Annotated in this window: 6 protein-coding genes; all 6 read right to left on the reverse strand. The window is 60.8% G+C overall.

Going from position 1 to position 11,836, the window contains the following annotated elements; all coding sequences use genetic code 11:
• Position 1: 1 nt before the first annotated feature.
• The 6 genes from NZ960_05340 to recN all read right to left on the reverse strand — a co-directional run bounded on the left by NZ960_05340 (position 2) and on the right by recN (position 11,830).
• Positions 2–2,362, reverse strand: coding sequence for an endonuclease MutS2 (locus tag NZ960_05340; GenBank protein ID MCS7177026.1), 2,361 nt, complete (start codon positions 2,360–2,362; stop codon positions 2–4).
• A gap of 166 nt (positions 2,363–2,528) precedes the next feature.
• The gene (locus NZ960_05345) at positions 2,529–3,734 is read right to left on the reverse strand and encodes a metallophosphoesterase (GenBank protein MCS7177027.1); all 1,206 of its coding nucleotides are present in this window, start codon (positions 3,732–3,734) and stop codon (positions 2,529–2,531) included.
• A 43-nt stretch (positions 3,735–3,777) separates the two neighbouring features.
• Positions 3,778–8,415: a choice-of-anchor D domain-containing protein gene (locus tag NZ960_05350; GenBank protein MCS7177028.1), complete on the reverse strand. Its 4,638-nt coding sequence runs from the start codon at positions 8,413–8,415 to the stop codon at positions 3,778–3,780.
• A 14-nt stretch (positions 8,416–8,429) separates the two neighbouring features.
• The gene (locus tag NZ960_05355; protein MCS7177029.1) at positions 8,430–9,470 is read right to left on the reverse strand and encodes an LD-carboxypeptidase; all 1,041 of its coding nucleotides are present in this window, start codon (positions 9,468–9,470) and stop codon (positions 8,430–8,432) included.
• A gap of 11 nt (positions 9,471–9,481) precedes the next feature.
• Entirely contained in the window at positions 9,482–10,096 is a 615-nt protein-coding gene (locus tag NZ960_05360; protein MCS7177030.1) for an HD domain-containing protein, read from the reverse strand.
• Between the two features lie 24 nt (positions 10,097–10,120).
• Positions 10,121–11,830 carry a DNA repair protein RecN gene (gene recN, locus NZ960_05365; protein ID MCS7177031.1) on the reverse strand — a complete coding sequence of 570 codons (1,710 nt, stop codon included), beginning with the start codon at positions 11,828–11,830 and terminating at the stop codon, positions 10,121–10,123.
• Positions 11,831–11,836: the final 6 nt, after the last annotated feature.

Below are 11,836 nucleotides of genomic sequence, written 5' to 3' on the forward strand. Positions count from 1 at the left end.
GTCAGCGCAGCGTCACGATCGTCACCCCCGCTCCCCCTTCAGTGGCGTCAGCTAAGCGATACTCTGCCACAGCCGGGTGGGTTGCCAGAAACTGGTGGAGTGCCTGGCGGAGAGCTCCTGTACCCTTGCCATGGATGATTCGCACCTGGAGGGCATTGCCTTGGAGCGCTTTGGCCAGAAAGCGGTCAACAGTCGAAATCGCCTCAATTGCCCGCATCCCACGGACATCGACACTAGTAGGGGCAATGACGAGTGGGACATCGTCCGTCGGACGGGCTGTTCCTTCGCGCGGAGGCTTTGCCGGCTGGAGCTTTTCAACACCAACGTGCAGCTTCAGGCCATCGAACTCCACAACTGCCATCCGACGGTGCTCATCAAGTTCCAAGATGCGCCCTGGTGTCTGCATCCCCTCCATTCGCACCCACATCCCAGGAGCAAATGAAGCCGCTACCTCCGAAGCCACCCCTGAAGGCTCCTCTTCTGGAACGCTTAGAGCTTGAAGGATGGCCTCTCGCTTCTGGAGGAACTCCTGGCGGATTTCATTCAAGGGGCGCTGCTGCTCCCGAATCTCCCGGATTGTCCGCTCGATGAGACTCTGAGCTTGTTGGAAGAGCTGGCGTACTTCTTGCCGGGTCTGGCCGAGAAGCTCTGTCCGGCGCTGCTGGAGATGGCGGAGCTGCTCTTCGTAGCGCTGGAGGAGCTGCTGGGCCCGCTCTGCACGCTCTCGTGCCTCCCGCTCTAACTGCTGCCACTGCTGGCGAAGGGCCTGTACGGCAGCAATCCCCTCCTCCAGCTCCCGATGGCGACTGCCTAAGAAGGCCTCAGCTCGACGGATCAACGACTCTGGGAGACCAAAGTTTGCAGCAATCGCAAAAGCATAGCTGTTGCCAGGAACTCCAGGCAGGAAGCGGTACGTGGGCTGCAACCGTGCTTGGTCGAACTCCAGCGAATCGTTCTGAATCCCCTCCCGATGGAGCGCGAAGACTTTGAGGGACGATTGGTGCGTGGTCACCACGAAGTAAGCCTGGCGATGAAGGAGCTCTTCGATGATGGCTGAAGCTAGCGCTGCGCCCTCAGTCGGATCCGTACCAGCACAGATCTCGTCAATCAGCACCAACGTTCTGGGGCCACTACACTGGAGGATGTCACGAATCCGCACTACCTGCCAGCTGAACGTACTCAGGTTCTGCTCGATCGACTGTTGGTCCCCAATAGCCGTCAGCACTGTGAGAACGGGTGTTCGGCAGTAGCCCAAGGGGAAGATACCACTGAGCGCCAGCAAGATGTTGAGTCCTACACTCTTCAGCGCTACCGTCTTCCCACCGGCGTTTGGGCCAGAGATGAGATGTCCGCGAACAGTGCTCCGGAACTCTATGTCCAAAGGGACCACGGCGCTACGCCCACGAGCAGCCACTAACAGGGGGTGGACGATCTGCTGCAGTACAATCTCGCCATCTTCAGCAATCGTTGGCTTCTGCCCTCCGTAGAGCACGGCGTAGCGGGCACGGGCGTAGAGGCTGTCCAGAAGGGCTAGTATCTCCAGGGAGTGCAGAAGCTCAGCCGCGCATGAACCAACCTCCGCCGTCAAGACACGGAGAATCCGCTCTATTTCTCGCCGTTCTGCATCGGCTAAGAGTGCCAGCTCATTGTTGAGCTCAAAGATTTCCGCTGGTTCGAGGAAAACGGTTGCCCCTGTCTGGGAAACGCCGTGGATAATGCCGGGAATATGGTTTTTGTGCTCCACGCGGATGGGCACGACGAAACGACCCTCACGCTGTGTGATGAACTCGTCCATCGCCAGCTCGTCTTCAACGAAGCGGCGTAGGATGCGCCGCAGGCGTGTCCGCAAGGACGCTGCCACACGCTGCATCTCGGCGCGAATCCGTGCCAGCTCCCGAGAAGCAGCGTCCCGAACGCCGCCGGTTTCATCAACCGCATCGCTGATGTGTCGCTCCAGCAAGCGGTTCTGGTACAACTGCTCACCGAGTGCCCGCAGCAGAGGTAGCTCTGCCTGCCGAATCAGCTCTTGGCGTACGGCGCGCGAGAGCTGCAGTAACTCCCGAACATCCACCAGCTCCGTCGGCAGCAGCATCGCGTTCTCGATAGTTGACTTCCGGAGCTGCCGCCGTACGTCGGGTACAGGAGTCCATGGGAACGGTACCCCCTGCCGGAGGAGCCTTACCATCTCCTCCAGTATCCCGTGCTCCCGCTGCAACCACTCAAGGTCCGTCGTCGGACGGAGTTCTAAGACCTTCTCTCGTCCCAGCTCTGACAGGCAGAGCGAGGCAATCTGCTGGATGACCTTCGGGAACTCGAGCTCTGTCAGTGCTGCTTGGACCAACTCCTGCTCGACCTGCTTCATGCCTTCCGCGAATCCCGCAGTAGCGAACGAACTACACGCTCCCAATAGGTCTCAACGCCGCGACCCTGCCCTCCTATCCCTTCCCTGGCAACCCTGCAGAGGTTGGACGATTGGAGCGCTACAGCAGCTAACGGAGCACACCACCGAACCGACACAGCTCCGCCCCTCATGCCCGACGCAGTATCAACAGGGCAATCTCCGGTGGAATGCCCATCCGCACGGCGGGTCCAACGAAGCCGAGTCCTCGGTTGACGTAGAGCCACTGCTGACCTGTCTGATAGAGCCCTGCCCAGTACCGATAGACCAACTGCGCGACACTCCACTCTTGTCCCAAGAGCTGTAAGCCTACCTGTCCCCCATGGGTATGCCCACAGAGGCCCAACGTCACAGGGGCTTTGCCCTCCACTTCCCACTCCCAGAAGCGGGGATCATGGAAGAGCAGAATTGTCGGCACTTCCGAGCTCAACCCCGCCAGCGCCCGGTCTAAGTCACCAAACCGCTGCCCAGAACCTGTGTTGTCCGTACCAGCAAGCTGTAGCTTCGCACCCCGTATGGTGAGCATCCGCCCTTCATTGACCAGCAGCTCGATCCCTACCTGCTCCAGACGATGCCGCAATTGGCGGTGCCCAGTATCGGTCATGTAGTGGTCATGGTTCCCAAGGCAGCCATAAACCCCAAACGGAGCCGAGAGTTGGCGCAATGGGGCCTCCGCTCGTCGGAGTTCGTCGGGATGGAAGTTGACGTAGTCACCCGTAAACACGATGAGCTCTGGACGAAGTTGCTGGATCTGCTCGACGACCTGCCAGAAGAAGTCTTCTCGTGAGAAGGAGCCGGCATGGATGTCAGAGAGATGAACGATACGGAGTCCGTCCAGCTCTGGCGCAAGTCCCGGGATGGGGATCTCCGTAGTGAAAAGCCGGGGACGGTAGGTTGTACGGGCCATCCCTTCAGCAACGGACAAGAAAGGAAGCGCCGCGATCCCCAGACCCGCCAGTGACAGAACTTGTCGGCGCTGCAGATCAACGGCAGAAGCTACCGGCCGTGGCCACAAGCGACTCAACCGATGACGCAGCCAGCCAACGAGGTCAGTGAGGAGTAGCACAGGGAAAAGCAGCATTTTGGGTAGATACCACAGCGTCAACAGTGCGTAGATAACAGCCCCTTCTGGTGTCAAGACGGGCCCAACCCATCGCCGGTAGGCAAAGAAGGCAATCGCTGCGATGAACATCACGGCCCCCATCCCCCAAGCAACCCGGTAAAGCCAGGATGGTGCCCCTTGCTTTTGCACCCAGCGCATCCAGCGCCAGAGGACGTACGCATCAATAGCCCCCTGGAGGAGGGCCAGCACGACGATGAAGAGTGCCCAACGCATCTGCTACGGATTCCGCGCGATGCTTCACAGACTACCGCATAAGCTACGGCAGTATCACGAAGGAACCCGTCTGGACCGTAGGCCCAACGCGCAGGCGATAGAAGTAGACCCCACTGCCGAATGAATGCGTTGGCAACCAGAACTCATGCTCACCCGCTGGGAGTGCTTCCTGTCGTAGCGAGGCCACCGACCGACCCATAGCGGTGAAGAGCTCCAACTCCACAGTCGCTGGCTCGGTGAGCCAGGCAACGATACGGATCGGTGCTCCGCGCTCTACTGGGTTCGGCTCCACTTGTAGCATGCCTGCTGTACCCGAGAGGCGTACCTGCCGCCCGTTCATGAAGCAGACATTTGCCAGGTGAACTCTGGGAGCGCGAACGACCGGTACCAAGCACCGTGGGAGCAGCGAGCCTGGACACAACTCCACTTCCAACGCACGTTCCGTCGGCAGGGTTAGGTATGCCAGGAAGGTCAGTCCTAACCTCATCGGCGGCACGTTCGGACCAGTCCTGCCCTGACCACGAAGCAGCAGCTCACCTTCAGCGATTGGCTGTACCTGCCATACCCACGAGGGATGCCCCTCCAGCATGCTCCATTGGCGGAACTGGAGGAAGTCTGGGGCATACCGTACCCGCAAGCACAGGTCCTGCGTCTCCTGTGGTGCCCCAGTAATCTGAGGCTCAACCCGCAGCGCCAGCGGGACCGTTACCTCGCTCCCTGGCAGCACGCGGTCCACCACCGTCCCGTCACCAATCTGGAGCGACACCACTACTCCCTCGCCTCGCAACGAGAACCCAACTGGCACGCCCTGCTCGTTCTCTAACTGCACCGTCGCCGCGTAGGAGCGGGCTTCCGTTGGAGAAAAGCGAACCCGAAGTTCCTGCACCCTACCAGCTGGCACCTCAAACGGCGGCTGTGGGGTAATGGAGAAGGCTGCGGCATCCCCAGTGATGCGGTACGCTATCACCCGCAGCGGAGCCGTGGCGGAGCCGTTGACAAGAGTGACTGTCGTATCCCCCGAGAAGCAGGTCAAGACTCGGCCGAAGTCCGTTGTTGCCGGAGTAACAGTAACGCCGATACCATCGCCCAGGAGCTCGACGGTATCAGCAACTCGGGGATTCAGCTCGGGCCCAGGCGCAGCGTCGGTAACTACCAGGACACGCGCACTCCGACGCCCTGCCACCTGAGGCTGGAAGGCCACGGGAATGCGCAGCACCTCGCCGACTGCTAAGACGCGGTTCTGCGCTTCTGCCAGGGCTGCGGCATCGGGTGGGAACTCTGTAGTCCCGTCCAAGTATCGCACCTCCGCGATGAATAGCGGTGCGAGCGTGTCAACGTTCCGGATCTCGATGCTACCGAGTTCGGCCGAACGCTGCCCCACGGGGGTAGGCTGGAAGCGGTAGCCACGGGCTTCGACCTTCGGAAGTACTCCCACCCCCCGCAACTCCCCGATGAGTCGCTCCTGAGCACCTTCCACCTCTACCTCCACCTGCGCCCTCAGCGACCCCTCGCGCTGCGGCTGGAACTCGACTGGTACGGAGAGGACCTCACCCGGCGCCAAGACCCGAGGCAACGCTGGCGGCTGCAGACTGAAGGAAGCAGCATCTACTCCGGCCAGAGCTACCCGCAGAATGCGGGCTGACAGGCTACCATCACTGTTGCGGATGTCTACTGTAGCAGGGGTGACCGTCCGAAGGCGGCGGTAGCCCCAGTCGACTGAGCTGATCTGCACTGCTGCTGTAGCCCCTTCACCCTGCAGCTGAGAGGGCCGGACCTGACATTCGGGACCAAGGTCAAACTCCAGCCATGCTCGCCGCAATCCTGGTGCAGCCGGGCGGAACTCTACCCGCAGCGTCAGGCACTCCCCCGGAGCCAACGTGAAGCCTCCCAGGGGCGAGACGGTGAAGTCTGCAGCATGCGGTCCCACCAAACGGACTGTACCTGAAAGCGTCCGCGTCGTACTCACGTTCCGAAGCACGCAGACATTCTGCTGCTGCGCACTCCCTATGGCTACCCGCGCAAACGACACGTCGTTTCCGACGACCTCACATGGCGGATATCCGACTCCCCACACCGTCATCTGTGCAGGGTTGCCACAGTCCCCCTCTACGATGAGCGTTGCCTCCCGTCGTCCGATTACCTGTGGCGTGAAACGGACTTCTACCCCTACGCACTCTCCAGGCCTGAGCACTCGGCCTATTAGGGACTGCACTAAGGAGAATTCGCCCGGATTTGCCCCAGCGAACGATGTGCGAACGACAACGACCGGGTAGTTCCCTCGGTTGCATAGCACACCACCGAAGAGACTATCCACGCTGACGCCCACCGGAGCCGAACCCACGTAGAAGAGGACCGCTGGTAGCTGTAGCTGTGGGGCAGCAACGACGAAACTCGTATCACTGATGTCCGACGTAGCAGGGACGTAAGCCCGCTTGCTGATGTAGCCATCGGTCCCGCCACCACTGGAGATGCGCAGCGTCCCAAAGGTTCGTGAGCCGGAGAATTCACCACCTTCGTAGGAGTTCCCATAGCCGTCCTGTACTGAAGTCCCACTGTACGTCGGACGCGGGGTGAAGGTTCCCACCATCGCCCCCAGCACCTGGTTGCTCGCGCGGTACCAGCCCGTGAAAGTGGAGTAGAAGTTCGGGCTGGGGCTCTGGAGCTGTACGATTCCTCCACCAGGCGCAGCTCCAAAGTGGGCATGCCGGCGGAAGCGACCCTCTACGAAGACAGTGTCGTTGCGCAGAGCTACGCGATCAGCGAAAACCCGTCCACTGTTGTCCCACGTACCACCAATCCGGTATGCCCAGCGGTAGACCGGGGTCGATGTCGAGCCATCAAGGGCAATCAAGAAGGCGTTCGTCGTGTCCAAGCTGTTACCCAGCGCAAGGAACTGGGTGGAACCAATGTAACACTGCGGGCTCTCGTACCAGCCTACCACGTACGCGTTGCAGCTAGCATCTGTGACAACTCCCGTAGCCTCGTCGTTGAGTGTCCCGCCGATTTGGAAGAGCCACACTAAAGATCCCTCTGCGTCAAGGCGAGCAACGAAGGCATCCTTGCTGCCACGACTCACCAGCGTCTGGTTCCCCCACCGGAGCGTATCCTCGAAGGAGCCAACCACGTAGAGGCATGAGCCATCGAGCGCCACTGCTACGCTCGTCACCCGATCATTGCCCCGTCCTCCAACCGGCAGCGCCCAGGCCCAGAAACTCTGGCTGGGAGCGGAAACCCGAACCCGGTAGCGCCCTGGCGCAGGCGGCACCCACTGATAGGACAGCCCACGTACGCTGCTTGCCAGCGCGTTCCACGTACGCCCCTCATCAGTGCTGTAAGCTAGGTCCACAGGCTGGGTCGGCTCCACTCCCGCCCAGAGAATCCGCACAGTGTCACATACCGAGATTGTATCGCCACCGTTGGGCTGCAAGAGGATGACCCGACCTGGACCGCCGACGAGCGGGATCTGCGGTCCGCAAGGCTCACCGTCAACAATCAGCGTTGCCTGACGATAGGCCCGCGCAGGCCCTTGGCGGAACTCGACTGTGATCTGCAGTTCCTGCCCTGGTAGTACGACGGTTGGCAGCGCCGGTCTAACGCTCACCACACGGTAGTACGCCGAAGGCCGAACCTCTACCTGGCGGACCGTAAACGGAGCTACCAGCGGCCGGACGGTGACATCCTGCTGAACACTCGTATTCGGATCGGGATTGCCGAAGTACACCAGTCCTGGTGCCTGGAGGCGCGCCACGCTGTTCTCCGGCGCTGTGTACCCTGTCGTGACGCGAGCATTTGTCCGCACGAACGTCACCTCCAGCCGTCGGTACCGACTCTGCTCCGTACAGCCGTATGGAGCAGTCCAGCTTATCTCGCACACCTGCCGACTCTGCGCCTCCAGCGCTACCTGCCGGTAGATCCCCTCCAACTCCTGCTTGGTGGTAGCAACAAAGGCCTTACCACCTGTACCCCGGGCAATCCGATCCAGGCTTGGGTGCATAGGCATGTTAACCGTGATAGCGTAGACGACCGCTCCCAAGGCCTGGGCCCGAGCCAGGATAGTATCGGTCTGCGGCGGGACATTCGGCTCCCCGTCAGTCAAGAAGATGACGATCCGGCGGACGTCTGGTGGGCGTGTCGCCAGCAGCGGCAAAGCTCCAACGTTCGGCTTGAGGAAGGCTGGGTCATACCGCGTCCCCCCGCGGGCCAGGAGTGTATCAATCCCCGTAATGAGGTCCACTCGCCGGTTCGTGAATGGCACAATGAGCTCAGCATCAGCATCGAAAGCAACAACGGCGATAGCTGTACGGCCTACGAAGTTGACAGCTTCGATGAACACCTTCGCAGCGTACTTCACCCAGTCCCAGCGCGTCTCTCGGCGGACAGGGTCTACCAGCTCGTTCATAGACCCACTCCGATCCAACACCAGGACAGCGCTGAACTCAGGATCCCCGACCAGCGTCGTGCAGCGAACGCTCACTGTTGGGTCGACCGAGACTCCATTGTCCACAATGCGGAAGTCCGCTGGCCTCAAGTTGGGGTACGGCTGCCCATTGACATCAAGAGCCACAAAGTTCGCCCGCACTGTAGGAAAACCACTTGGGTCAATGCCGTAGACTGAGAAACTCTGCCCAAAAGCCGGCATCACTCCAAGTGCCCACAGCACTACAGCTGGCAGCAATGCCATGGCTCCCTCCGACCTTATGCTACGTTGTTTGCGACAGACGGTTCAGCAAGGCATATGGTGTGCGTGTGAGTGTTGACTTCTGCCCAGACTCCAAGCGGCAATGTCAGTTTGCTCCGGATATGCCCCAAAGGGATGCCAGCCAGGACTGGAATCCGTAGCGGGGTAAGCTTCTCCCGTAGGATTTCGGCCACCGTTGGCTGCCACGAAACATCCCGCCGTGTCCTCTTTGTGGAGATCCGGAAATTACCGATCAACACTGCTACGCACTGCTGTAGCTTGCCAGCCAAGAGGAGCTGTGTCAGCATGCGGTCTATTCGGTACGGCTCCTCCCCGACGTCCTCAAGGAAGAGCACCGCTCCCCTTAGGTCGGGTTCATACGGAGTTCCCAGCAGGCTCACCAACAGCGTCAAGTTCCCACCGATGAGTGGGCCGCACGCAACCCCCGGTGAGAGCACCTCCCAGCTCGGATTCTGCAGACTCCACGGATGAAGGGCTGCCTCCGGTAGGTAGAGCGTCCGTCGAAAGTACTCCAGTGTGAAAGCGTCGAACTCTGAAACCGCTACTGGACCATGGTACGTCACGACGCGGGCTTTCGTCGTGATAGCAAGGAGGAGCGCTGTGATATCGCTGAAGCCGATGATTGGCTTTGGGTGCTGGCGGAAGAGCTCCCAGTCTAGTAGTGGCAATAATCGCATAGTTCCATAGCCGCCTCGGGCGCAGAGGATGGCATCCACCCGCGGATTGGCCACCAGTTCTTGAAGCTCGCGCGCACGCTCCTCGTCCGATGCCGCTAGGTACCGCCGTCCGCGACGCTGCACGGTTGCCCCGAAGATAACCTGGCATCCTAGCTGCTGCAGCGCTTTTACAGCTGACCCCATCTCGCTCGGATGTGCAGGGCTGGCAGGCGCCGTAATCGCCACTACCGCTCCCGAACGCAGCCCTCTCGGATACAGAAGCGGTAGAGGCTCAGCGAGCGATGGGATCCGGCGTAGAGGGCCTACCCCTAATGGCAGTGTCCCCACGATGCGTAGCCACTCCCGTCGTGTCCAGCCCATGGCGATTGCTCTCAGCCTAGGAACTTGTTGCGCTCCCGCTGAAGTAGCGTCACCAGCTGCTTGAGCCGCGGATCATCGTACTGCTGAGCCAGCGGTATGTAGCGCTCCCACGTCTGCTGGATGTAGCGGAAAGGGTTGCGCTTGAGGTCGTAACCCAGACAGCGGAAGTTATCCAGCCGCGTTGCAAGCCGAATGAGGAGGCACTCGGGCCCTGCATGGCGGAGCCGCTCCACATGCTCCCAATCCACGGCATCGGGATCCCGCTCGTGCGCCTGAAGGTCCTTTGTCAGCGTCTGCACTATTGCTGCAACTCGGGGGCCGAAGTTGTACTCCAGAATCCCGACCGTCAGTTCTTGGGAGTCCTCTAGTACGTCGTGGAGGAGTGCTGCAATGAGCGTGTCTGGGTCTGCTACCCCAAGCTCGTCGATGAGAATCTTGCACACGCGTGTGACGTGGTAGAAGTAGGGGCTGCCATCCTGCCGGAGCTGCAGCTCATGGACGCTCGCTGCCACGTCGTAGGCACTGAGGATTCGGTTGAGATCGCGCGGGTCCACCTTGCCTTTGAGACGCTCCACCAGCTCTTGCCGTGACAGGTACGTCAGGTTGTACGGAACTTCGGTGGCCAATGGCGTCCTCCTGCTTTGTTCTACCTACTGCTCAACTGCAAGGAGCTCACGCGCTGTTTGGAGGGCAGTCTCGGTGACTTGCTCGCCACTGACGAGCCGTGCAATCTCGTACGCCCGCTCCTCTGGCCGCAGGCGTCGGGCGGTAACGATCGTGCGCCCGGCACGCTCTTGCTTTTCCACCACGATGTGCTCGGTACCGCGAGCTGCTATCTGCGGTAGATGGGTGATGAGGAGCACCTGGTGGTACTGCGCTAATGCCCGCAGCGCCTGTCCGACCCGATGGGCTATCCGGCCGCTGATGCCAGCGTCAATCTCATCGAAGACTAGCAGCGGCAGCCGATCGGACTTGGCCAGTATGCTCTTGAGCGCCAGCATAATCCGAGAGATTTCCCCACCGGAAGCAACCTTAACGAGCGGTCGGGGCTCTTCACCACGGTTCGTGGTGATCAGGAACTCCACACGGTCAATCCCCGTGGAAAATGCCCGATAGCGCCGGCCGCTGAGCTCTACCCAGAGCTCCTCTCCCGGGGAAGCCTCCTCCATGGCAAGCTGAACGACGAAGCGGCTGTAAGGAATGCCTAACTCCGCGAGGAGTGATACAACCTCTCGCTCCAGCCATCGGGCGACGTCCTCGCGCTTGTTGTGGAGCCGCTGAGCAGAGCGGGCAAGCTCACGCCGGCAGCGTTCTACTTGCTGCGCTGCCTGCTCCAGGTAGTACTCTACCTGATCGGCTAACTGGAGCTCTTCCTCCCACTTCTGCTTCTGGCGGAGCGCTTCCTCCACGGAACCGTACCGACGCCGTAGGAGCTGGAACTGCGCCATTCGCTGCCGGATCTGCTCCAAGCGCTCCGGGTCGAAGTCTAATCGTGCCGAGTAGCTCTGTAGAGAACGGGCCAGCTCTTCCACCCCCACAATCCAGGATTGGGCCTCTGTGACGACTTCGGTGAAGCGTCGGTCAATTCGCGCCAGTTCCTCCAGCAAGTTGCGCACCCGCAACAAACGGTCCCGGACGGCATCGTCGTCTCCGTAAAGCAGCCCGTAGATCTGCGTCGCCAAAGCATAGAGCCGCTCGGCGTGTTCGCTGAGCTGGAGCTCTGTTTGCAATGTTTCCTCTTCCCCCGGCTTCGGATCGATCGAGGCAATCTCTTGCAAGCGCAGCCGGAGCCACTCCCGTCGTTCGCGCAGCTCATGCTGGCGTGCCTGTAGGTCTCGGTAGACTGCGATAGCCTGCTGTAGGCGCTGGTATGCTTCTGCATACTCCTGGCGGAGTGCCTCCAATCCACCAGCATCGTCCAAGAGGCGGCCGTGGGTCTCCACCCGCAACAGCGACTGCTGCTCATGCTGCCCGTGGAAGTCCACGAGCTGCTCCCCAACGAGGCGCACCAGCGAGAGTGGGGCAGGAGAGTCGTTGATGAAGCACCGCGTCGTCCCCCGAGAGCTAATCTCACGCCGCAGGAGCAGCTCCTCCCCTTCCAACGGATATCCCTGCTCCGCTAGGAAACTCGCCAAAGGTCCCTGGGGGTCCACGCGGAAGAGTGCCTCTACGATCCCCTTAGTAGCACCCCGCCGCACGACGTCTGCACCAGCCCGTTCCCCTAAGACGAGCAAGAGAGAGTCCACCAGCAGTGACTTCCCTGCTCCTGTCTCGCCTGTGATGACGTTCAACCCTGGACCAAACGTCAGCTCCAAGCGCTCAAAGAGCGCAACGTCCTGGATGAAGAGGCGGCACAGCACCGTACC

Origin of the sequence: Candidatus Kapaibacterium sp. (assembly GCA_025059875.1) — a bacterium.
Taxonomy (GTDB): Bacteria; Bacteroidota; Ignavibacteria; order Kapaibacteriales; family HRBIN21; genus HRBIN21.

What these genes read in the sequence shown, in the direction of transcription:
- NZ960_05345 (MCS7177027.1), bottom strand. Translation starts at nt 3,734, where the DNA reads ATGCGTTGGGCACTCTTCATCGTCGTGCTGGCCCTCCTCCAGGGGGCT.
- NZ960_05350 (MCS7177028.1), bottom strand. Translation starts at nt 8,415, where the DNA reads ATGGCATTGCTGCCAGCTGTAGTGCTGTGGGCACTTGGAGTGATGCCG.
- NZ960_05340 (MCS7177026.1), bottom strand. Translation starts at nt 2,362, where the DNA reads ATGAAGCAGGTCGAGCAGGAGTTGGTCCAAGCAGCACTGACAGAGCTC.
- NZ960_05355 (MCS7177029.1), bottom strand. Translation starts at nt 9,470, where the DNA reads ATGGGCTGGACACGACGGGAGTGGCTACGCATCGTGGGGACACTGCCA.